Raw genomic sequence first — 23,387 nt, forward strand, 5'->3', positions numbered from 1 at the left:
ATGTGCTCTGGAATTTTCATTTCATATCAAACGAAAATAAAGGAGCGAGGGGCACGATGTATTTTATTATTTGTGTAATCGCAGTGCTCATCGATTGCATTGTTGGGGATCCAAAAAAATGGACGCATCCCGTCATTTATATTGGCAACGTGATTTCGTTTTTTGAGAGGAAATGGAATAACGGCAGTAACTGTAGAAGACGGTTCAAAGGCTTTTTAACGGTTTTTCTCACGGTAAGTATTACAACCGGCTCGGTTTTTTTTATTGTCTTTCTTGCAATGAAAGTACATATTCTTCTTTGGCTTGCAGTTGAAATCTTTTTGATTAGTTTAGCCCTAGCCCAGAAATCTTTAAAAGAAGCGGCGATGCTCGTTTACGATAGCTTGAAAGCGAATGATTTACCCGAAGCAAGGAAATATTTAAGCTGGATCGTGGGACGTGATACGAATCATTTGGATGAAGCCGAAATTGTAAGAGGTGTCATTGAAACAGTCTCGGAAAATACGAGTGACGGTGTAACGGCTCCGCTTATGTATGCGTTATTTTTCGGGGCAACCGGTGCATGGTGCTATAAAGCGATTAATACACTGGACTCGATGATTGGATATAAAAACGAACGCTATGCGGATTTCGGATATGGTGCAGCTAAATTGGATGATGTTGCGAATTATGTGCCTAGCAGAATTTCCGGGTGGTTCCTTATAATATTTACAAAATGTCATACGGCACAACCATTCAAACACCGCTATAAAAACTGGCTAAAAGATGCTAAAAAACATCCAAGCCCGAATAGCGGATATTTGGAGGCAGCTACAGCCGTTCAGTTAGGAATCCGTTTAGGCGGGTTTAATCGTTATGGTGGGGTGGAATCATTTCGTGCTTATATGGGTGAACCTGACAATACGATGCAGAAAATACATATTAAAAAAGCGATCCGGCACATGTATGTTTGCACATGGTGTGTTGTGATAACAGGGGGAATATTGTATGCAATTGCCCGCACATGGGGCTAATGCAGCCGCGTTATATAAAGCGATGAATTTACATATGCCAGACAAAGTCATTGATGTAAGCGAAAATGTTAATCATCTCGGGTATCCGAAGCTAGTAAAGCAACAGTGGGCGAATTTGATAGAGAAAATAGCGGGGTATCCGCATGAACAAGCGGAACCGTTTCGCTCGCAAGCGGCGGATGTACACCAAGTGGCAGCACAACACGTTGTCGTTACAAACGGTGCAGCAGAAGGCTTAATGGCTTTGGCGCAGCTTTTCAATGGACAGGAGATTGCTCTGTTACAGCCTTCCTTTTCGGAGTATGCGAGAACATTAACACAGCAGGATTGTGTCATTCATTCTATTTTAGCTGAGAATATTGAAACATATAGGTTTAATGAAGAAATACTGGAGAAAAAGCTGAAAAATGTTCATGCCTGCTATATTTGTAATCCGAATAATCCTACAGGCGTATTATTGAAAAAACATTGGATTGAACAGTTGATTAAAAAGTACCCACACTGTAATTTTGTTGTCGATGAAGCGTTCATGGACTGGACCGATGAATCGGAGAGCGTTGTTTCATTGGTAAACACCTATTCCAATTTATTTGTCGTACGATCCATGACAAAAATGTATGCACTGGCAGGGGTTCGTCTCGGTTATGTCATCGGGCAACATGCAGAAAAAGTCCGTCATTACTTGCCGCACTGGAATGTGAGTGCGATTGCAAATGAAATCGGCTGTCTCTGTTTACAAGACAAGGATTTTGTGAAGGAATCTCGTGAAAAGAGCAGTAAATTACGAAGTCAGATGGTGAAGGACTTAAAATTAATTGATTGTAAAGTATCAAATAGTGCAGCGAATTTCTTATTGTTCCAATTACCGAAACAATATAATCCGGATGAATTTTTTAAATATTTATTAGAGCAGGGAATCGTTTTACGCCATACAAAAAACTATGTCGGCTTGGACGGCGCATGGTTTCGAATCGCTGTCAAAAGTGAAGAAATCTGGACAAAATGCAAGGATGAAATAACGAATTATGTCAAAAATCATTAACTACTACCGTCATGGTGAAACAGTGTGGAATAAAGTAGGGCGGCTGCAAGGATGGCTTGATTCGGATTTAACGACAAAAGGAGTTGAACAGGCAATGTCCGTTAACTGGAATCCTGAGATCGTATTCTCCAGTGACTTGAAGCGTGCAGTGCAAACAGCCCGTCTCATGTTTCCTGACCAAACCATTCATAAAAACGATAAATTGCGTGAAATCAACTTAGGGCATTGGCAAGGCAGCTACATTAAGGACCTTCAACAGAATGAACAGTATTGTTGCTATTTGAGTACACCGCATTTATTTATGAATACGACACAGGAATCCTTTGATGACGTAACGTACCGAATGATTGCATTTCACGAGTATTTGTTACAGTTACCGTATGAGAGAATCGCTGTCATTTCTCACGGTGTAGCCATTGCCTGTTTGATTACCGCGCTTCATAAACAGCCTTATAACCAGCTATGGGGTAATCTGTTGAATGGTGCTGCTTGTTTTTCGATAGAAGGGAAAAGTGAACAATTACATAAAGATATTTTTGTACAGTAATGATGGGGGAGAGCAATGATTTACGATGTTTGTGTAATCGGTGGTGGTCCTGCCGGGATGTTCAGTGCATTTTATAGTGCATCTAGAAGGATGAACACTGTATTAATTGAAGGTAATCATGAACTAGGCGGACGACTTAATTTATTTTTGGACTATAAAATTTATGATATTCCTGGTCAATTTGGTGTATTAGCGCGTGATTATAAACAAGCGCTGATCGAACAGTTAAAAGTAAGTAAAGCTAATGTGTTACTTGGAGAAATTGTTGAGGAAATTGAAAATATTGACGAGTTGTTTTATGTAATGACAACACAGCAAACCATACTAGCTAAAACTATCATAGCGGCAACCGGCAATGGATTTAGTGAGGTAAAAAGAATCGAACATGCACATATCTCGAAAAAAATACAGTATGACCCGCCAGCTTTCCAACAATATGATGGACCTATTGCAGTAATCGGACATACACCGATGGCAGCGGATTGGGCAATTCGGTTAATGGGTTATGGTAATACGGTTACATTATATACGGACCAAGAGCTGAATTTACAGCCTATTTTAATGGATGGGCTTGCCAACAATAACATTCCAATTTATGAATTTGCGGAATTTAAAGACCAGACATATGAGGCTGTCTTTTGCCATATTGGTTCAAAAAGACTTCGAAGGACGCATAGCGCAAAGAGATAATGGTTTAACGAATTTCCGCGGATATTTTGTAGCAGGGGATGCCCGTTTTGAGCAAGGTAAACTGAAGCTCATACACGGCGCAACACATGACGCAATGCAAGCAGTTAATGCAGCCTTTCAATATATACATGAAGGGGCGACTTACCAACCGATTGTTTCAACTCATGAACCGATTTTTAAAGAATGGTTAAAATGAACATAATAAATAGGAAGAAACGCTATACCAGATTTTTGGTATAGCGTTTCTTTTAGAATTTAAACGTATCATCAGTAATCGGGGCCACTTTAGCAACTGCATAAGTAGCTCCTTTTTGGCTGAAGAAATCATAAGTCGAGCCTGTATTGGAAATGCCGTTCATAACAACCGGGTTCACTTCCTCGTCAGGGAACATCGTATCGAGCCCCAAGTTCATAAGTGCTTTATTCGCATTGTAGCGCACGTATTTTTTCACTTCCGGGGAAAGGCCCGTTTCTGCATATAAATCATCCGTATACTTCATTTCATTTTGATACAAATCAAGTAAATATTCATAGCCCCACAAAGTAAGCTCCTGCTGTTTTTCCGCTGAGAACGTTTTGAAAATGTTCTGGGCGAAAAAGCCGACCGCTACTCCGTGGATTGATTCGTCCATTTTGTTTCAAGTAAGTTCGTCATTCTTACTTCTGCTATATGCAGCTTATAATTTCTTATAAGATCAGATCATATCATATATAGCTTTTGCTATATCTCTCCGCTTCGGATACCATTCTTGACTTGTATCCTACTCTACTCGCTTCCATGTAAAAACATGTGCTTTCGATGACCGTTGCACCTTATTGATAGTTTTCAATCTCTTAACTATCAATCTTGGCTCAGGATTGTCCTCGACTAAACGTTAGGATGTTCCCTGAATTCAAAGAGTTTTACTTGCGCCACGATATTAACGCAAGATTAAGCTAATCACTTCCGCACTGTTTCGCAATACACCCTGTCCTCCCAAATAAAGAGGGTAGAAGAAGCCGGAATAGAATAAGAAGCTTTCCAGCATAACTGAAGCGAACATTGCTTTCCATAAACTTTCCGGGTCATCTTCTTTTATCGCGGTGTATACTTCGCCGATGCGGTTAGCCTTATATTGAAGAAACTCATTTTTTTGCACCCATTCAAAAACTTCGTCAATTTCCGTGTTTGTGCATAATGTTGTAAAAATATACGAATAAGACTTTGCATGGATTGCTTCAAACGATCCGAATACGGTCAACACCGCTTTTTCCTGAAAATCAGGTGTATACTTGGCAATTTCATTCATGCCGATGTTCGTTTGTACCGTATCAAGCAATGTCAGGCCGCCGAACACTTTTTTGTATGTATCCTGATGCTCGAATTCCTTCCATTGTTTGACGTCTTTACTGACTGCGATTTATTGCGATAGGTAAGTCTTTGAAGTTATCTCCAGCTTTTCCCCCGCACCAAACCGTACGTGATAGTTTCCTATCATACGGCTTTCCATCAAAACTTTTTGAAGTAGATTAATTATATTTTGTTATTTCCGACTAAAACTCTTAATTTATTTAATTTATCAAGTTGATTTTTATCTAACTTAATTTTGTTCATGTAGTTTGAAATTGTTTCTTCTTTTGTTGAGTGTATAAGTTTGTGAATATCCTTACTTACCCAAACAAGATTTTTATATGAGTCATCTCCACCAGTACTTTTCATAATTTTATGATGTAGTTCCATATTGTTTATTTGCAATGGTTCATTAGTGACAAAACATTTACCCTTTTGGGCTGCCATTAATGATATGCAGTTATCATATAGTTCCACACTCATAGAATTAATTTTTACCTTAATCAGATATTCTATTAAACCTGTTTCAGAAAGTTTCTTATGAATAAGTTCCCTTCCTTTTTTGGTATAATTACAAATATCTGGGTTAAACCTTAAAGGTATTTTATTGGTGCAACCATAGACAGGGAAAATAGTTACTTTTCCAACTGTTATTAGTTTGTGATTATATTGACCATATCTTTGAAGATAAAATTTACTTCTACAATCTTCGTTAGTTAAATTGTGTTTTAATCTATTATACATGACCTTTCTAAGCCAGAAGTCAATTTCTCTCATATCCTTAGTGATATGAGAAGCCACTCTATAATAATTGTGAATCCCAAGTATCATAGAATTTAATTTTTGAACTTCTTTACCCGTAGGAATTTTTTGTATAACTTTTACTTGATGCACTAAATTTTTATATACATTCGCTTTTGCTTTATCAGACATTCTACTATAACAAACATACTTCGATTTCTTTTTAATAGCTTTCATTTTAATTCCTAAAAACACAGTGTAATTCTTTCTAAGATTAGTTACTTTAGATTTCTCAGGACTAATATCTAGTTTGAGTCTTATTTTTAACCACTCTTTAACAGCTATAAATACTTTTTGTGCTGTTTCGTAATCTCTGCAAAATACTTTAAAATCATCTGCATATCTTACGAAAAAGAATTCTTTGAGATTGGTCTTTTTAAGTGCTTGTTGTTGATTGCCGATTTTAGTATATGGAAACTTTGCTTTGAAAGTTTCCCATTGGCTACTTAACCACCAATCTAATTCATTCAGAACAACATTTGATAATAGAGGACTAATGATTCCACCTTGAGGTGTTCCTTTAGTCGTTTTACCTTGTCCTTCTACTTCTGAATTTAGTATCTTTTTAATAATACTAAGCACTTTTTTGTCTTGTATGCCTATAGACCATAATTGTTTCATGAGTTTACTATGATTAACATTATCAAAGAATCCTTTAATATCTATGTCAACCACGTAGTTCATATATGCATTATTTATTAAAGCTTGTGCCCGAGCTATAGCATGTTCAGTACCTCTATTGGGTCTAAAACCATAACTATGTTTGTGAAACTTTGCTTCACATATCGGTTCAAGAATTTGTTTAATGCATTGTTGTATGATTCTATCGTGCATACAAGGAATACCTAGTGGTCTTAAACCTCCACCGTTCTTAGGAATTTCAACACGTCTTACACTTTTAGGCTGATAGTTTTCAAAGCGTTTCTGAATATCTCTAATGAATAAATTTTCATCCATTTTATCAATATCCGATAAAACTAAACCATCAGTTCCTGCTGTATTTGAGCCTTTGTTGTTTTTGATGTTTCTGTAAGCTAACATGATATTCTGTTCACTTATAATTAAATCATATAAGTTTTTAAAATATCTTCCATCTTTAGATTGTTCGTATAGTAAGTCTAAAGCATCTTGTATATTGTAATATTCGTTGTTTCTTAACAACTTTCTTTTCTTGTTTTTAGTCGTCAGGTCTACTAATCTCCCTTCTAATATAAAATATTAGAGTGGTTTTCGTATCTTCTTGTCTTACTCGAATCCTGTATAATTGAATTTACAAAATATCTACTTCATATTTGTTTTGACTAGAGGCTATCCCTAATATGTCATTACAACATATTTCAAATGGTTCATGCCTCCGCTTTCACTTGCATTAAGAATAGTTATACAAATTAACGTTTTCCTATTCAACGTTTCATAGAAAGCAAATTCTCAACGTTGCAAGCTTCCCTTGTTCCATTATCACTATCTTTACATATATCCTTAGGTTGTTGGTATAAGCCTGTAAGCTTGATAGTGCCTGTAACACTATATGGATTTTCATACTGAAGAATCTTACTAATCCACACTTACACCGCAACTTCGGCAGCAAATGCATTTCTACATTCTGTTCCTATAGACTCGTACATTCCCAACTTCGTCAGTTCTTTTGAACATCCTAACCATAGATATTTTATAGACCTCCGACCTATCTGATACAACCTTTACCTCTAAAGGTCTTTCCTTGTTAATAATTAAATCAACATTAGGGTATCATTCAGCCGACTTCACCGAGCTTTTAACAATCAATTATTTGCTTAATATCATGCTAATCGGAGTATTAAGGGGAGCATTTCATGGCGTTACCCAATCATTCTACTCCTCGTGATAACAGTTATGAATTGATTAATCAATTCACTCTAACCTTGTGAATTTCGGTTAGAAACAAGTCGCACCCTCGGGGAACCAGATTTGTTTCCATTGCTGATCCCAAAAAATACGTGCGAGTTCGCTCGTCGGGGTATTCCAGTTGACCGCTTTATACGTTAAATTTGACATGCGACACACTCCTCAATTGTAAGTAAACGTTGGCGTACGTAATAAACGGTTTTAATGCCACGCGTCCACGCATAAATGTAGACTTTTGCTAATTGTTCTGTGTTCCACTGATCCGTTACGTATAGTGTCATGGAAATTCCTTGGTCGACATGCTTTTGCGCGGCTGCGTAAAGGTCGATCAGTTCATACGGGTTTACTTCATAGGCTTCGGTATAAAGTTCTTGGTTATCATTCGTTAAAAATGGCATCGGATAAATTGTTCGACTGTCCGCATAATCACGAACTTCCACGCGTTCTGTAACAGGGGAGATGGAAGCCGTACAGCTGCGGATGTAGGAAATACTGCCTGTCCTTAATACCCTCAGTTTCCTGATATTTAAAAGGGAGTAGACTATACAATATAGGCGTTTGCCTACCAAGTATTATAGTCGTTGAACCTTCACCTCATAGAAAGGTGCTTGGCTGCTGATTACCGATTGTATTGGCACTTAGGACATATTTAGCGAGAATTACAACCTCACAAAATATGCTTTTTTTCACCTTATGCTATCCAAAAATTTTTTTCTGCTTTCGCAACGTTCACGTTTATCGTTTCCAATTACGTTGTCGTATTTTTGGCTTTACGGCTTTCCAGCAATTTCACTTGTTTTGACACTGTTTTACAACAATGAAAGCCCTAGTCAGTTAAGGCGCGATTGCCAGTCGATAGCTATGGAATAGTCCATATTTCTGAACTTGTTTTTTCAATTCATCCCACATATTTCGAGTAATAATCGGAGTAGCCCCAAGTGCTTTAATCACTTCTGGTGCAAATTCTTTATCTTCTTTGTTTATATAGTTTTCAAAATAAATCCCGCTCGCATAATCACTTTTCTCAAATCGATAAAACGTTTCGTTCTTTTGCTTCGCGATTTCCATTGATGATTTTAACGAGTAATAGTTCAACGATTCCATAAACGCATCGATAAATTCAATTGACTCTTTGGAACCATAACGAATCCCACTTTGTACGAGGTGTCCATGCAAGTTCATAACACCCAACCCGACAGAGTGCATCACTTTGTTGGCTTTGGATACAGAAGGGACGTTGACGATATCGGTCATCGTTGAAACATTCGTCAAAAGACGCATTGCTGTTTCAACAAGCTGTCCGAAATCCTGAACTTTCGTCGCTTCGTGAATGTCAATTGAACCTAAATTACAAGAAACATCGAGACCATATTTATTCGGCTCATTTTGGTCGGTAATGACGCTTGTTTGTTGATACTGGAGAATTTCGGTGCATAGATTCGACATCTTCACACGCCCGATTTCCTTTAATGGATGGACATTGTTTACATTATCATCGAATATTTCGAACGGGTAACCCGATTCAAATTGTGCCTTTTTAATTTCCGTATATAGTTTACGGGCGTTTAATCGTTTCAGTTTACGGATGTTCGGATTATCCAATAGTTCGTAGTACATTTCCGTAATCGAAATTTCCGACATGCGTTTGCCGTATTCTTTATAAATATCATAAGAACTGAACAAAACGATATCTTTATCACGGCGCATCAGTTCAAAGAAAATATCCGGTAAAATAATGCCTGTCGATAACGTAGCAAGTCGTATTTTATCATCTGCATTAGGTTTTTTAGACGAAATGAATGACTCAACATCTCCGTGAAAAACATTTAAATAGACGACGCCGGAACCGTTTCGCTGCCCCAATTGGTTGCTGTAAGAAAACGAATTCTCCAGCAGTTTCGCAACGGGCATAACCCCGCTCGCACGGTTTAAGATCCCTTTAATCGGATCCCCTAATGGACGCAGATCGGTCAAGTTTACCCCGACACCGCCGCCTAAACGGGAAAGCTCCAAACAATAACCGATGTTCTCGGCGATTGAATTCATCGTGTCATCCATTGTCAGTTTAAAGCATGAAACAAGCTCACCGCGCGCTTTTTTCCCGCTGTTTAAAGCAGTTGGGGTTGCCGGCTGGTAGGCAGTCATGATCGCTTCAATGGCCTTTTCCGCCAATGTTTCATCACCTTGTGCCAAATAAAGGGCGATGATGACGATCCGGTCCTCGTACTTTTCCAGAATCTCTTTTCCGTCCCGGCTTTTCATCGCATAGCTTTCGTAAAACTTTGAAGCACTCATGAAGGAAGGGAACCGGAACTTGTAGGAATAGGCTTTTTTGTACATCCGTTTAATAAAGTCCATCGAGTACAAGTCTAAAAACTCTTTTTCGTAATAGCCTTCATCAACTAAATAGCGCACTTTTTCCTCTATATCTATAAAGTAGCGCAGACGGACATTGACGTCTTCCAGAAAATAGCGGCGTGTCGCTTCTTTGTCTTTCGCCAAATCCAGTTCACCGGTCGCACGGTAACGGTTTAATATATCGTTATTTAATGTTAAATACTGTTTCATATCGATGCCTCTTTCCAAATGGAGTAATAGTAATCTGTAATCGCTTCGTAATTAGCCGGAGTTCCTCGCATTTCCACTTTTTCAATTAACGGAATTCCGTATTGTGCAGCTAAAAGGTCGCCAGCACGGCCGAAAAAATCATGACCGAAATTCCGGTTTCCGCTTACGATGATTCCTTTGCAAAATTCATAGTTTGCCGTCATGAACTGGTCGACGATAGGGGGGACCGAGCCTAATCCATCCGTATACGTAAATAACAGATACGGTTCATCGATTTTCACCACTTCGGCCAGATCCATAGCGGGCAAGCCGAGTTTTTGCACGATGTATCGTACATTGCCAGTTCGTGAAGCATAAATGATCATGCAGTTATTTCAGAAATGCGATCGATAATAGAAGTCGGCTCTGCAATAAATTCACCGTTTATTTCAAATAACGGCACAGACAGAAAACCTGCATCGATTACTTGTTGTTTTGCTGATTCATCCTGGTCAATATTAATGACCTCTACCTCCAAGTTGGCTGCATCAAGTTCGGATTTTACCCATAGGCATTTTGGGCAAAATGTTTTCGTGTAAAGTTTCATCATAGAATCCCTCGCTATATAAGTATTACTAATGATTGTGCCGTATATATTTTGCGGAAAAAAACAAAAAAAGCTATCCCGGAAAACAGGATAGCTTGAAATGGAAACGGAAAGAGAGCGCGCCTCCATTTCCTATTCCCCGAAGAAATGTACGTAGTTTTAACGAGGCAGGTCTCCTGGCTTTGCTTCATCCGTCAGACGTACCTTCCCATGCCAGTAGCACAGTGGTCTATTCGCCTTCAGTCAGCATTTACAGTTGCGGGGACAGCGTTGGCTTTGCACCAAACTTCCCTTTTAAACTACATTTAGTAGTACCTTGTTAAAAAAACACAATATATAGTTGAATTGAGTATAAGCGTTAACAACCTAAAAGTAAAGGGCCTATTGAATGATTGCATAAATCCAACCAAAACCCTAGACATGCTCCCTATTGAAAATTAAGAAAAAATATGGTTTTGTTATAACTGCATGAAGTTAGTATATAAAAAGAGAAAGTTGGATGAATATGTCGATTCAATTAAAAATTAAGAAAACCAACCCCGAAGCCGTAATGCCGAAACAGGCACGAGAAGGGGATGCAGGGATGGATTTGAGTGCGGTTGAAGACAACGTTTTACTGCCTGGAGAATACGGGTTAATTAAAACCGGACTTCAAATCGAATTGCCGGAAGGAACAGAAGCTCAAGTACGTCCACGTAGCGGATTAGCATTGAAACACGGGATTACTGTGTTAAATAGTCCAGGTACGATCGATGCAGGCTACCGCGGTGAGGTCGGGGTTATTTTGATTAATCACGGGAAAGAGCCGTTTACGATTGAAAAGGGGATGCGTATCGCTCAGTTAGTCGTTCAATATGTTCCGCAAGTTTTCGTTGAAGAAACGGACGAGCTGACAGATTCGGAGCGCGGTGACAAAGGCTTTGGTTCGAGCGGAGTGAAATAATGGAAAAAAGCCTGGTTCGTGCTTTTAATATAGGGTGAATAATATAACAAAATAAAACTACTCCCTATATTTAAAGGCTTTGAGTTTGATTATATATAATCAAACTTTTATTTGTATAGGGGTACAGCCCACATTCCGGAAGTTTTCATAGAAAAGGCAGAAACTTTAATTTCCATCATATCTGCCTTTTTTATGCGCCTAAACTTCTGTTGGTAACGTTATTTTTGGTCTTTTAGTAAAGATTGATGATTTATAATTAAGTTTTATAAAAAAATGTTGGAATGAATGCAGGTTTTCTTATTCCACAATCGGGCCAGCGCGACAAGTTCTGTTATAAACGCTTTTAGCGTGAAAGACAGGAAATTATAAAAATAAATTTCAACTATACAATGGAGGATAGGAATGAAGAAACCACGTTTTCTGAAACTATCCCGTCAATACTCCTGCATGCGTTATGACTGACAGGTTATAGGGTGTGAAGCACAGGTAGATTCGGCAGAACGAAGGCTGTAGCCACTCCTTGAGAGAAGGTATGCCAACGGATATGCCGCACGGCTGAAAAACTAGATACGGTGAGAATAGTTTCAAGGGAAGGAACTGACGAACTTCCGAAGGTAAGGGTCTAAAGATTGAACATAGGGAAACTTATGTCCCACCCAACGATGGGGTGAGTGGTGTAGAGTAAAATTTGGCCCTCTGAAATACACTATACTGAACTATGGCGGTATCTAGCTCACAGGCTCAAAGGAAGCACCTACGTCTAGAACGGATAGCTACGTTGTATGGTACTTGGAAAGCAAGGAACGTTGAAACTAGGGCTGTCACCCAAAGCGGTTGCTATAAGACTTTGATCGAAATGCATTTATTCTTGTGAGGGTAGGGGTAAGACTGATGAAGCCTTTGTAATGAAGGTGGAGGAACAGCCCCAAGTCTAGTGGTAGTTAATAATTATTTTTCAAATGTGCATTGCACCGGTCGGGTAAGATTGTGGGAACATCACTTCATGAAGGAATGATGCCACAGTGCAAGCTCTACGATATTGGGATTATTATGGTATGACCAAAACCTTTACAGACTTTTATAAGCGAGCCAAAAATAAAGAAACATTCCACTCTTTATACGACATCATCACATCGAGGAATAATATTTTATTGGCGTATCGTATAATCAAGTCAAATAAAGGTTCTAAAACCCCAGGTACAGATGGGAAAACCATTCTAGATATTGAGAAATATACTGAGAACGATTTAATAGAAGAAATACAAAGACAGCTCAAGAATTATCGCCCGAAGAAAGTAAGACGGAAACTAATAGAAAAAGATAATGGTAAAATGAGACCGCTTGGCATTCCATGTATCCTTGATAGAGTTATTCAACAGTGTTTTAAACAAGTACTAGAGCCAATAGCGGAAGCTCAATTTTTCAATCATAGCTATGGTTTTAGACCGTTAAGGTCTACACATCATGCAATGGCTAGGATTCAATATTTAGTCAATCAATCACAGCTTCACTACGTCGTAGACATTGATATTAAAGGATTTTTTGACAACATCAACCATACCTTACTGATGAAACAACTTTGGAATTTAGGTATTAGAGACAGACAAGTCCTTGCCTGTATAGCCAAAATGCTGAAATCTGAGATTGATGGAGAAGGTATACCCACAAAAGGCTCACCACAAGGTGGATTACTTTCGCCGCTGCTCTCAAACATTGTTTTAAATGAATTAGATCAATGGGTATCCAGACAATGGGAATGGTTTCCTCTACATAAACCATTTAAAACGAGAGAAGGTCAACTCCTCGCAAAAAAACGAACTAGATTGAAGGAAGGATATCTAGTCCGTTATGCCGATGACTTTAAAATTCTCTGTCGAGATGCAAAAACTGCCGAAAGGTGGTTTCACGCTGTAAAGCTATTCCTGAAAGAACGGCTAAAACTTGATATTTCATCGGAAAAATCGAAGATTATTAATCTACGTAAAAATGAATCAGCTTTTCTTGGTTTTACCATTCGCGCAAATAGTAAAGGTAAAAAGCGAGTCGCCCATACCTTTGTTCGAGCTGAAAAGATACAGAAGATAAAAGCTGAAGCGAAGGAACGAGTAAAAGAACTTCGTTCTTCACCAACCATTCAAAATGCTATGCGTTTCAATAGCTTTGTTCTAGGGTTACATAATTACTTTAATAGAGCGACACACGTCAACTTAGCGTTCTCACGTCTTGCCTATGAAATCAGTGCAATGATGCACAATCGTCTTAGGTCAATTGGGAAGTATGCACATCCAACGAATCCGCCCCCATCTTATAAGAAATTTTACAGTTTGGGATGTAAGACATTTAAAATTGCTGGTATTTATCTTTATCCATTAGCGAATGTGCAGACGAAGAACACCATATGCTTTACGCAAAGTCTAACACCATTCACAACAGAAGGTCGAGAGCAGATTTATAAAAATCTAAATAAAAATATTACGCAAGAAATAGCCTTACTGATGGAGTCTAGGATTCCGACACGTAGTGTCGAATATATGGATAATCGGATTAGTCGATACAGTATGAAAAAAGGGAACTGTGAAATTACAGGTATATTTCTTCAAGCGCAAGATGTACACTGTCACCACTATGTTCCTCTGCATCTAGCCGGAAGCGACAAGTTCAATAACCTGCGCATCCTCCATAAAGCTGTGCATAAATTAATCCATATGTCTGATACAACTAAGATAAAAACACTTATAAAGAATTTGGGCATCACACCACCGATGCTTGAGAAAATTAATAAATATCGGAAGAAATGTGAGTTAGAACGAATCGAATAACCCAAATCATTAAGAGTAACTTGAAACTTATAATTAACTAAACCATCGCTAGATGGAACGCGGAATGATGGGAAACTATCACGTTCCGTGTGGAGCAGGGGAAAAGCTGGAGATAATATCAAATGCTTACCTATTGCCAACTATTGTTGAATAACACTCTTTTAAGAAAAGCTTCTTTAGGAAAACTATTTATAAAATAAAATTTATACATTTGTTATTATTTGTTATTATTGGATATAGTATTTGTTTATATATTTCACCTTTTAAGGGAGGATACTTTATGAAAAAAACTGCAGTCCTTATTTATCCTAACTTTAGCGAATATGAGTTAACAACTGCGTTATCTATTTTAATGCAAGCAGCTAAACCGATAAGCATTATCTCAATCGACAGAAATCCAGTTAAAGGGGAAGCTGGACTTACATTAATTGCAGATATTACAATTGATCAGGTTAATTATGAAGAATACGACAGTTTGTTATTAACAGGATGTATGGATATTTCGGAAATTATTACAAATGATACATATACTGATTTCATTCAAAAGATTTCAAATCAAGTGGATTTTAAAATTGCAAGTATTTCAAGTTCGCCTACTTTATTAGCAAAAGCGAAATTATTAAATAATAAAAATTATACGGTGGGTCTTACTGAAGAAGCCAGAAAAAGTATTGGATTATTTGAGGATGCAACTTATTCAAATAAACTAGTGGTGAAAGATGGAAACCTTATAACTGCACGAGGAGCTGGGTTTATCGAATTTGGTATTCTTTTTGGAGAATTATTGAATCTAAAATTCAATAAAGGCTGGTATCAAAAATAGAAATTGATTTAGAGAAACAGAAAAATTAATATTCAGCAATCTGGGCGCTTTAATTGAATATTCGCATCACGAAATAACAAACTTTTTATAAAAACCAAACGAGATAAATAAAGAACCAACTATTTTGATCAAACTTTGTTTCAAAACAGTTGATTTCCCTAGACAAATGGAATTTAAAATGCTGCCATCTGTAATATACAGACAGCAGCAAATAGAATAAATGATAATACATAGTTAACTAATATATAACATAAATATTAGTCGAAACTAAATATACTTCTTAGTTCTCGCTAACTTGAAGAAATTCAATATGACCTTCATTTTTAGTGATTTCAAAAGTATCTACAACTGTAATTCCATCTTCTTCGTAAACTGGTATAGTTTTATTTGACTGATCTTCTGAATTAATATAATTTAGGACTTCAGAAAGAGTATCTAACTTTACATTAATATCCTTAGAATAAACGTAACCTTCAATACCATTATCTCCAAGTACTTTTATAAGGTCTGGGCTATCTTCAATTGATTCTGCATAATAATCTGAACCGTAAGTTGAACCATTTTCATTAACTTCATACGCTTTTTCTGGAATCATAGGCATAGGTGCAAATGAACGTGTGACGTTAGGGGATGCATTACTTATATATCCGTTATATCCATCTCCATTGTAAAATTGCATTTTAGCTTTTGAATAATAAGTTCCACTTTTAGTAGTTATTGCTGAACCAATTGTCATTCCTGCATATGGTGCCGGATTATACTCTATTTCACCAGCACTTATAAGAGAACCAGCGGAGCTATAAAGTCTAGACTCTATTCCCATGTACCCTGTCGGAACAGTATTCGCACTAGAGATAACACCAAAAGCTGTAGTTTGAAGTGAAGAAGTTTCTACTTTGGACCAATACGAATATGTAAAACCATTAACTGTTGCGGTTTTCTTTGTACCGGTTGCAGTAGCTGCAAAAGCATTCATATTAAAACAAGATAATATTAAACAAATTGCGAATAGTGATGTAGTTAATAGTTTAAATCCTTTTATTTTTTTCACAATATTACCCCTTAGATTTTATGTTTTTAATTAAAATAAAATGTACCAATTACTGTTTCGCCATCTTGCAAATATAAAGGAGTCGATTTTTTACGTGATTTATTATACTCCTCTAATTCACTTGGCGAAGAAATACCTTTAGGTGAATAAATATAACCTAAAACCCCATTCTCACCTTCTGCTAGTGTTAAGTCAGATTCTACAAGAAGTAAGTTTCCCATATCTGGGCCATAAGTTTCCCCTTTTTCATTTTGTGGAAAACCATTATTTAAAACATATTCTCGTGACGGCACAATTAATTTGGAAGAACTAGTTTCTTGATCTGTTGCTCTAACTTTATTAACCTCTTCAAAAGGTTTAGTACTTGTAAATAATAAAACTGTTAATAAACCTAATACCATAGAAAAAACTGTAAGCACCTTAATATTAGATTTTATTTTATTACCCATTTTAAGCCCCCTTTAAAGTTTCTAAGTGCTTATACTCAACATAATATATATTTCCAAATAATTCAATATTTTTTACATTTATCCAATGATTTATTCATATGAAATGTAATAAAAGGCAGAACAATTAATAGGGTAATTTAGTTATATATGGTAATGTTTAAGTAAGATTCGAAAGAAATACCTTTAAAGGGGTCACTAGCAGCGGCTATTTAGTGAAAGAAGTACAAGGAGGGAGAAAATGAGGAAGCAATTATTTGTTTTAGTATTAATTTTGTTTTTTTTAGTTGGTTGTTCGCAACAAGAAATGACAAAGGTAATAGATAGCAAGGACAATGAAACAGGGAAGAATGGCTCAGATTTAATTACATTACAATTGGAAATTATAGCGAAAAATGGTTATCCTAAAAATGAGAATGGGCAAACCTATGGTCCAGATTTAAAAGATTTAATCCGTGGTGAACTTGGTGAACCGGATTTAATATTAGCAGTAGGTGAGAACGATACAATAGGGTATGTAAAAAAAGTGGATTTAGAACGGTCGCAGCCAAAAACCCCTGAAGAAGCGGTTAAACTTAATGATGCTCCTCCAAGAGAAGTTCCTTTGTATGATGTTGATGGAGAGACTGTTATTGGTAAGTTTATAATTAGATAAAACTTCTCTTATTATTAGTCGTAAATAAGGATTTATGAGGTATTTTTAAGAATACTTTATTTCTTAGAAACATTAATTTCATTTGAAATGGCTCAACTATTTAACAAGACCGCTACTATCCATTTAATTAAAGTAAAAATATTTTCCTTCTTCATAAGTTTTTAATACCTTTTGGTAGCTCAATTATACTTATTTTTATAAATAAATTATATGTCCCCAAACCCTAACTTGTGGGGGAAAATACCACGGACAATTGTGTTTGTGGTTTTTTGTTGGACTATTTTTATACGTAATTTTATGCACTTTTTTAAATAAGGCTTTTTAATCGTGTTATAGAAATAGTAATTATATTATGCTCCTTAACATTACAGAGGCTTTCTACTTCTTTAATAAAATCTAATAAACTCGCTAACCCATCAAGATCATGTTTCACTTTAAAGCTTTTCTTGTAGGGCTTCTTTCCAAATATGCTTGAACCTGACTTCCTTTAGCTACATCCAGACCGATGACTGGATTCATTACAATTCCTCCTTCAAATTTAATTCCCGGTAACCCCTACATCCTCTTTGTAGTATCATAACTTCGCTTGTTATACGAGATCACTGTCCCAACCAGCCTCAAACATGTTTCTACAAGTAGGGGGTGATCTGTTATAACAGCAATAGGAAATGATCAAACTTTATTCTAAAGCTACACTAAAACTACAACTAACGGGGACTTTAGTAAAAGAAGAAAGGGTTCTACATATTAGATATGACTAATATGTAGAACCCTTTGATTTATTAACCTTTTTTTAAATTAGGTCTTGATAATATAAAAAAGTCGTACCGTTTTTAAAAAAGTTTAACCGTTTATAAAAAAGATGAACCGGAATTTCCTATTTCTATAAATAAGGAATCTCGGTTTTTCTTGTGGATTAAGAACCTGTTAGGTGAAAATAAAGTTATTCCAGAATCGGGCCATATTGTTGTATAAGTGATGAAATACTGAATTTAAAACTTAGTTTATATGTGGTAAAATGTTTTAATCAAGTTTAGGAGGAATTAATTATGAAGTGTAATGAATGTAACAGGGTTCAATTAAAAGAGGGAAGCGTATCATTAACCCTATAAACTACGTCTGCCCTCATTATTGGAGGGTGAAATGTGAATACATCCTATTCACAATCGAATTTACGACACAACCAAATTTTAATTTGGCTTTGCATTTTATCTTTTTTTAGCGTATTAAATGAAATGGTTTTGAACGTCTCATTACCTGATATTGCAAATGATTTTAATAAACCACCTGCGAGTACAAACTGGGTGAACACAGCCTTTATGTTAACCTTTTCCATTGGAACAGCTGTATATGGAAAGCTATCTGATCAATTAGGCATCAAAAGGTTACTCCTATTTGGAATTATAATAAATTGTTTCGGGTCGGTAATTGGGTTTGTTGGCCATTCTTTCTTTTCCTTACTTATTATGGCTCGTTTTATTCAAGGGGCTGGTGCAGCTGCATTTCCAGCACTCGTAATGGTTGTAGTTGCGCGCTATATTCCAAAGGAAAATAGGGGTAAAGCATTTGGTCTTATTGGATCGATAGTAGCCATGGGAGAAGGAGTCGGTCCAGCGATTGGTGGAATGATAGCCCATTATATTCATTGGTCCTATCTTCTACTCATTCCTATGATAACAATTATCACTGTTCCGTTTCTTATGAAATTATTAAAGAAAGAAGTAAGGATAAAAGGTCATTTTGATATCAAAGGAATTATACTAATGTCTGTAGGCATTGTATTTTTTATGTTGTTTACAACATCATATAGCATTTCTTTTCTTATCGTTAGCGTGCTGTCATTCCTGATATTTGTAAAACATATCAGGAAAGTAACAGATCCTTTTGTTGATCCCGGATTAGGGAAAAATATACCTTTTATGATTGGAGTTCTTTGTGGGGGAATTATATTTGGAACAGTAGCAGGGTTTGTCTCTATGGTTCCTTATATGATGAAAGATGTTCACCAGCTAAGTACTGCCGAAATCGGAAGTGTAATTATTTTCCCTGGAACAATGAGTGTCATTATTTTCGGCTACATTGGTGGGATACTTGTTGATAGAAGAGGTCCTTTATACGTGTTAAACATCGGAGTTACATTTCTTTCTGTTAGCTTTTTAACTGCTTCCTTTCTTTTAGAAACAACATCATGGTTCATGACAATTATAATCGTATTTGTTTTAGGTGGGCTTTCGTTCACCAAAACAGTTATATCAACAATTGTTTCAAGTAGCTTGAAACAGCAGGAAGCTGGTGCTGGAATGAGTTTGCTTAACTTTACCAGCTTTTTATCAGAGGGAACAGGTATTGCAATTGTAGGTGGTTTATTATCCATACCCTTACTTGATCAAAGGTTGTTACCTATGGAAGTTGATCAGTCAACTTATCTGTATAGTAATTTGTTATTACTTTTTTCAGGAATCATTGTCATTAGTTGGCTGGTTACCTTGAATGTATATAAACATTCTCAAAGGGATTTCTAAATCGTTAAGGGATCAACTTTGGGAGAGAGTTCAAAATTGATCCTTTTTTTATAACAGGAATTCAAATCTTTTTGTTCCATTAAAGGGCGCTATTGTTTAATAAGCTAATAGTTGCTAACTTAGCATAAATATATTATGACAAAAGAAGAGGCTAATATTTAGCCTCTTCTACTAACTTATTTTCAAACAATTTAAAATATCATTTGCTAAAACTTTTGATCCTGCTGCCCCTTTTAAATACTTCAAATCTCCCGTCGATAACCAATCAATTTCTTTAAGATTTACAAGTAATTGAGCAATTTTAACAGAATCAGGTTGTTGCGATTTCTCCAAAAAATTTTCTGTAACAATTTGATTCCCTGCTATTGCTAATGCATTTAAACAAGTAATATGTGTCATTCGATAATAAAAATTATCATCCCATTCATCTGGGAAAAGTTCTTTAATAGTATTGAAATAGAACAAGCAAAGATTTAATTTTTTCTCCTTCGATAATTTTCCTAGTAAGGATTTCTTCGTTAAGAGTTTTACGATATTGTATAAATTTTGAAGTGTAATGCTTCTATTTTTACTGCGTTGTCCTGTTAATGTACCCTTATTAAAGAAAGGACTTTCTGGCATCAATATTAAATTCGTAGCCACCCAACTTAAATCGTCGTTATTACGATTTAAATATCGACTTAAAGAAGTTCCAATACCTTTAGCCTTCGTATTAATTACATCAAACAATTTAATTTCTTCATCATCATCTAAGTAATGAAATGCAAGAAATGGAACATTTAAGGTGCTATCAGTTTCACTGATATATTCTTTAATCCCCCCAAGACGATGTTGTCCATCCATTAATGTGGCCTTCTTTTTACAAATCAGTCTTCCAAGATTAGGGCGATGCTTATCGTATGCATGGAACTCCCAATTACCCCCTGCATTTAATAAAATAGGGGTGTATAGTGAATCCTCACCTTGGGATAAATAGTTGGCGAAGTCGCTGCAACGCTTTTTATTTATTGGGCGTTGATATCCCTTTCCAGATGGATCGTTATATAACTTTGAATATGAAAAAGTAACTGCTACTTGTGAAGATACAAACCCTTGATATGCTACTCTACCACGCATTTTCGATTGAATAACATTTTCGATTGCAATATTAGATGGTAAATTATTACTCATTTTTTTACTCCTTATTTTAAATTCAATATCATTTTAATACTAAAAGATAACATAAATCAATTAATATTAACTTATAAGTTATAATTTTTATGTTTTAGTGGTATGTGAAGTTTGTTTGACCTCACCTAGTCTAAAAGTGAGGTGATTAATATGGATTTAACAAAACGAGTAGGAATGAATATCCGAGCTATAAGAAAATCTCAAAATTTAACGATTGATGATTTAGCAGAAAAATGTGATTTTCAATCTCCATATTTATCAGATGTTGAGCGTGGAGAACGTAATATTACTTTGCAAACTTTAAATAAAATTTTAGATGCTTTAAATGTAGGACCTGGGAAAGTGTTGATACCTGAAAATGCCGATGAAGTAGAGGCAACTGATGTTCGGAGGGAGCTAATACAATTAATATTAAATATGCTGGAAGATAAAAATGAGGGTGATCTTCGAATGTTGTTGAATGTGTCGAATGAGATTTTTAAAACATATAAAAAGAATTAGAAAACAGCTTGTGATTAATACTCACAAGCTGTTTTTTAGTGTGCCCGGCATGCACAACAGCTTGGTGGTGAAAGTCCACTACAGGCTTGGCAGTAGGAACTGTTAGCGAAAGACAAGGGTGTCCATGGTGACGTGGAATCTGAAGGAAGTCGGACGCAAACTCTCGAACTGACGAACAGAAATCAGATAAAAGGCTGACTTGGGACGGATGAGCTTGCTAAACAAAGCGAAGTCCAATACTGCCCAAATCCCATACAGTAAATCTGGCAGTTACATGAGAGGAAGGCGGTTGTGCTTACCCGGGGAGGTCTCTTGAGGGTTATCTAATTAACAATTTGTTTAGTGATAAATGGATGAATCAAGAGAAGTCAGCAGAAGCCATAGTAGTCTTCGACCGAAGATGAAGGGCCGAACAATCTTTTAATCTTGAAAGAAACAAGGAGGTGGAGACATCCCGCCAAAACACAGAAAACATCAAGGTATAGACCAAATAGATGGCTACTTATAGAGGGATAAGCTGGAAGCGAAAGAGTATATAAGAGTGTGTAGGGATGTAAACATGGAAATGAAGAAACAAGAAAGTATCAATTTAATTGACAGAGTAACGTCTCATAGAAACCTATGGAACGCATACAAGAAAGTAAAAGGGAATGGTGGAGCACCTGGAATCGATGGTATCACAGTTGATGGACTGAAAGCGCATTTAATGAAATATGAAGAACCATTGAAAAGGAAATTAAAAGATGGTTCCTATCAGCCACAACCAGTGAAGCGGGTAGCTATCCCAAAAGCGGATGGCTCCAAACGATATCTAGGTATACCATGTGTATTAGACCGAGTTGTGCAACAAGCCATTTTACAAGTAATCCATCCAATTATTGATCCACACTTCTCGAATAAAAGCTTTGGTTTCCGAAAAGGTCGAAATCAACACCAAGCGATTGCCCTTGCGAAGAGATATTACGAGGAAGGTTTTCGAACAGTGGTCGATTGTGACTTGAAAAGCTACTTTGACACAATCCATCATCAACGGCTACGAGCTTATCTAGAAGAATTCATAACAGATAAAATCGTACTTAAGTTAATATGGAAATTCCTACGCTCTGGCATATTGGACAAGGATATCCTCATTGAAACGACAGAAGGTACACCTCAAGGTGGTCCACTCTCTCCTATTCTAGCAAATGTGTACTTAAACAAGCTAGATAGAGAATTAGAAAAACGAGGACATCGATTCATTCGCTATGCGGATGATTTCGTGATTTATGTGAAGTCGCCAAGAGCAGGTGAACGGGTCATGACAAGTGTCAAGAAATTTATCGAAGATGAACTGGGTCTAACAATCAATGAGCAGAAAAGTAAAGTATGTGGAGCAACAGCAGCTACATTCCTAGGTTTTCATCTTCAAAATCTGTCGGGAAAGTTGGATACCGACCAATCAAGTCCGCCAAGAAACGACTAAAAGATAAGTTAAAAACATTGACGAGTCGTAAACGAACCGGGACATTTCGTGAGATTGTGAAAAGAATCAATCAAACAACGGTGGGTTGGATAAATTACTATGGTATCGCTAACATGAAAACTTTTATCAGAGAAATACAAGCATGGCTAAATCATCGCTTACGTCAATTAATATGGAAACGGTGGAAACTACCACGAACAAAATATGCGAAATTACGCCAATACGGAATCCAACATGATGAAGCCATGAAAACGGCACATTCAAGAAAAGGATACTGGCGAATATCACGAAGTGAGGTTCTACACCAAGCCATTCCAAATAAAAGGCTCGTAAAGTGGGGACTGAAAGACCTGTCCCAACTTTACGAGCGAAGATACTCAAAAGATTGAACCGCCGTATACGGAACCGTACGTACGGTGGTGTGAGAGGTCGGCTAATTAAATAATAATTAGCCTCCTACTCGATTGAATCGTTATGTACCTCTTAAATCAATTAACACGTAATGATGTAAACGAAGTTATCCAACCGATGCTG

23 protein-coding genes, 2 pseudogenes and 1 riboswitch are annotated in these 23,387 nt (G+C 36.6%); of the genes and pseudogenes, 14 read left to right on the plus strand and 11 right to left on the minus strand.

Features of this window, described 5'->3' with window-relative positions; translation table 11 throughout:
- Positions 1–56: 56 nt before the first annotated feature.
- From cbiB to MKY71_RS07490, 5 genes are read left to right on the plus strand one after another with little or no spacing between them, the layout of a single operon-like run.
- Positions 57–1,013 (plus strand): adenosylcobinamide-phosphate synthase CbiB, encoded by a 957-nt coding sequence (gene cbiB / locus MKY71_RS07470; protein ID WP_340732053.1) that lies wholly within the window; start codon positions 57–59, stop codon positions 1,011–1,013.
- A complete protein-coding gene (locus MKY71_RS07475) occupies positions 988–2,055 on the plus strand; it encodes a pyridoxal phosphate-dependent aminotransferase (protein ID WP_340732054.1) in 1,068 nt (355 codons plus the stop codon). The genes cbiB and MKY71_RS07475 overlap by 26 nt, the downstream gene beginning before the upstream one ends.
- Positions 2,039–2,602 (plus strand): histidine phosphatase family protein, encoded by a 564-nt coding sequence (locus MKY71_RS07480; protein WP_340732055.1) that lies wholly within the window; start codon positions 2,039–2,041, stop codon positions 2,600–2,602. The genes MKY71_RS07475 and MKY71_RS07480 overlap by 17 nt, the downstream gene beginning before the upstream one ends.
- A 15-nt stretch (positions 2,603–2,617) precedes the next feature.
- Positions 2,618–3,292, plus strand: coding sequence for an NAD(P)/FAD-dependent oxidoreductase (locus MKY71_RS07485; RefSeq protein WP_340732056.1), 675 nt, complete (start codon positions 2,618–2,620; stop codon positions 3,290–3,292).
- A complete protein-coding gene (locus MKY71_RS07490; protein WP_340732057.1) occupies positions 3,249–3,488 on the plus strand; it encodes a hypothetical protein in 240 nt (79 codons plus the stop codon). The genes MKY71_RS07485 and MKY71_RS07490 overlap by 44 nt, the downstream gene beginning before the upstream one ends.
- 52 nt (positions 3,489–3,540) lie before the next feature.
- On the opposite strand, the gene MKY71_RS07495 is transcribed toward MKY71_RS07490, so the two are convergent.
- The 7 genes and pseudogenes from MKY71_RS07495 to MKY71_RS07525 all read right to left on the minus strand — a co-directional run bounded on the left by MKY71_RS07495 (position 3,541) and on the right by MKY71_RS07525 (position 10,464).
- Positions 3,541–3,924, minus strand: a complete 384-nt coding sequence (locus MKY71_RS07495) for a ribonucleotide-diphosphate reductase subunit beta (protein ID WP_340732058.1) — start codon at positions 3,922–3,924, stop codon at positions 3,541–3,543.
- 291 nt (positions 3,925–4,215) lie between these two features.
- Positions 4,216–4,692: pseudogene (locus MKY71_RS07500) on the minus strand (ribonucleotide-diphosphate reductase subunit beta); the annotation flags it as partial.
- Between the two features lie 113 nt (positions 4,693–4,805).
- Entirely contained in the window at positions 4,806–6,584 is a 1,779-nt protein-coding gene (gene ltrA, locus MKY71_RS07505; protein ID WP_339199021.1) for a group II intron reverse transcriptase/maturase, read from the minus strand.
- 860 nt (positions 6,585–7,444) lie between these two features.
- Positions 7,445–7,747: a hypothetical protein gene (locus MKY71_RS07510; RefSeq protein ID WP_445265740.1), complete on the minus strand. Its 303-nt coding sequence runs from the start codon at positions 7,745–7,747 to the stop codon at positions 7,445–7,447.
- 394 nt (positions 7,748–8,141) lie between these two features.
- Positions 8,142–9,875, minus strand: coding sequence for a ribonucleoside-diphosphate reductase subunit alpha (locus MKY71_RS07515; protein ID WP_340732059.1), 1,734 nt, complete (start codon positions 9,873–9,875; stop codon positions 8,142–8,144).
- A complete protein-coding gene (gene nrdI / locus MKY71_RS07520) occupies positions 9,872–10,240 on the minus strand; it encodes a class Ib ribonucleoside-diphosphate reductase assembly flavoprotein NrdI (RefSeq protein WP_340732060.1) in 369 nt (122 codons plus the stop codon). The genes MKY71_RS07515 and nrdI overlap by 4 nt, the downstream gene beginning before the upstream one ends.
- Positions 10,237–10,464, minus strand: coding sequence for a glutaredoxin family protein (locus MKY71_RS07525; protein WP_340732061.1), 228 nt, complete (start codon positions 10,462–10,464; stop codon positions 10,237–10,239). Before MKY71_RS07525 ends, nrdI begins: the two co-directional genes overlap by 4 nt.
- Positions 10,465–10,610: 146 nt before the next feature.
- Positions 10,611–10,795: riboswitch (cobalamin riboswitch) on the minus strand.
- 171 nt (positions 10,796–10,966) lie between these two features.
- Between MKY71_RS07525 and dut the strand changes: the two genes are divergently transcribed.
- From dut to MKY71_RS07540, 3 genes are all read left to right on the plus strand, one after another.
- Positions 10,967–11,404 carry a dUTP diphosphatase gene (gene dut, locus MKY71_RS07530; RefSeq protein ID WP_339176588.1) on the plus strand — a complete coding sequence of 146 codons (438 nt, stop codon included), beginning with the start codon at positions 10,967–10,969 and terminating at the stop codon, positions 11,402–11,404.
- Positions 11,405–12,426: 1,022 nt separating this feature from the next.
- Entirely contained in the window at positions 12,427–14,223 is a 1,797-nt protein-coding gene (gene ltrA, locus MKY71_RS07535) for a group II intron reverse transcriptase/maturase (protein ID WP_340732062.1), read from the plus strand.
- 280 nt (positions 14,224–14,503) lie between these two features.
- The gene (locus MKY71_RS07540; RefSeq protein ID WP_340732063.1) at positions 14,504–15,046 is read left to right on the plus strand and encodes a DJ-1/PfpI family protein; all 543 of its coding nucleotides are present in this window, start codon (positions 14,504–14,506) and stop codon (positions 15,044–15,046) included.
- Between the two features lie 280 nt (positions 15,047–15,326).
- Here MKY71_RS07540 and MKY71_RS07545 read toward each other — a convergent pair whose 3' ends face one another.
- Both MKY71_RS07545 and MKY71_RS07550 read right to left on the minus strand, forming a co-directional pair.
- Positions 15,327–16,097 carry a hypothetical protein gene (locus MKY71_RS07545; RefSeq protein ID WP_340716283.1) on the minus strand — a complete coding sequence of 257 codons (771 nt, stop codon included), beginning with the start codon at positions 16,095–16,097 and terminating at the stop codon, positions 15,327–15,329.
- A gap of 26 nt (positions 16,098–16,123) precedes the next feature.
- Positions 16,124–16,546, minus strand: coding sequence for a hypothetical protein (locus MKY71_RS07550; RefSeq protein ID WP_340716282.1), 423 nt, complete (start codon positions 16,544–16,546; stop codon positions 16,124–16,126).
- A gap of 238 nt (positions 16,547–16,784) precedes the next feature.
- On the opposite strand from MKY71_RS07550, the gene MKY71_RS07555 reads away from it, so the two are divergent.
- Positions 16,785–17,198, plus strand: coding sequence for a metal ABC transporter substrate-binding protein (locus tag MKY71_RS07555; RefSeq protein WP_340716281.1), 414 nt, complete (start codon positions 16,785–16,787; stop codon positions 17,196–17,198).
- 358 nt (positions 17,199–17,556) lie between these two features.
- On the opposite strand, the pseudogene MKY71_RS07560 reads toward MKY71_RS07555, so the two are convergent.
- Positions 17,557–17,717, minus strand: a pseudogene (locus MKY71_RS07560) (IS110 family transposase); the annotation flags it as partial.
- Positions 17,718–18,247: 530 nt separating this feature from the next.
- Here MKY71_RS07560 and MKY71_RS19955 point away from each other — a divergent pair.
- Positions 18,248–18,310, plus strand: coding sequence for a tetracycline resistance efflux system leader peptide (locus tag MKY71_RS19955; protein WP_012779615.1), 63 nt, complete (start codon positions 18,248–18,250; stop codon positions 18,308–18,310).
- A 33-nt stretch (positions 18,311–18,343) separates the two neighbouring features.
- A complete protein-coding gene (gene tet(L), locus MKY71_RS07565; protein ID WP_001574277.1) occupies positions 18,344–19,720 on the plus strand; it encodes a tetracycline efflux MFS transporter Tet(L) in 1,377 nt (458 codons plus the stop codon).
- A gap of 171 nt (positions 19,721–19,891) precedes the next feature.
- Here the strand turns inward: tet(L) and MKY71_RS07570 are convergent, their stop codons facing one another.
- Positions 19,892–20,890, minus strand: a complete 999-nt coding sequence (locus MKY71_RS07570; protein ID WP_340732064.1) for a DGQHR domain-containing protein — start codon at positions 20,888–20,890, stop codon at positions 19,892–19,894.
- A gap of 150 nt (positions 20,891–21,040) precedes the next feature.
- Between MKY71_RS07570 and MKY71_RS07575 the strand changes: the two genes are divergently transcribed.
- The 3 genes from MKY71_RS07575 to MKY71_RS07585 all read left to right on the plus strand — a co-directional run bounded on the left by MKY71_RS07575 (position 21,041) and on the right by MKY71_RS07585 (position 23,242).
- Positions 21,041–21,391, plus strand: a complete 351-nt coding sequence (locus MKY71_RS07575; RefSeq protein WP_340732065.1) for a helix-turn-helix domain-containing protein — start codon at positions 21,041–21,043, stop codon at positions 21,389–21,391.
- Positions 21,392–21,956: 565 nt separating this feature from the next.
- Positions 21,957–22,853, plus strand: coding sequence for a group II intron reverse transcriptase/maturase (gene ltrA, locus MKY71_RS07580; protein WP_340731702.1), 897 nt, complete (start codon positions 21,957–21,959; stop codon positions 22,851–22,853).
- Complete coding sequence (locus MKY71_RS07585; protein ID WP_340731703.1) at positions 22,757–23,242, plus strand: group II intron maturase-specific domain-containing protein; 486 nt, start codon at positions 22,757–22,759, stop codon at positions 23,240–23,242. The genes ltrA (MKY71_RS07580) and MKY71_RS07585 overlap by 97 nt, the downstream gene beginning before the upstream one ends.
- The last annotated feature ends 145 nt before the right edge of the window (positions 23,243–23,387 follow it).

The organism is Solibacillus sp. FSL W7-1324 (assembly GCF_038008025.1).
Taxonomy (GTDB): domain Bacteria; phylum Bacillota; class Bacilli; order Bacillales_A; family Planococcaceae; genus Solibacillus.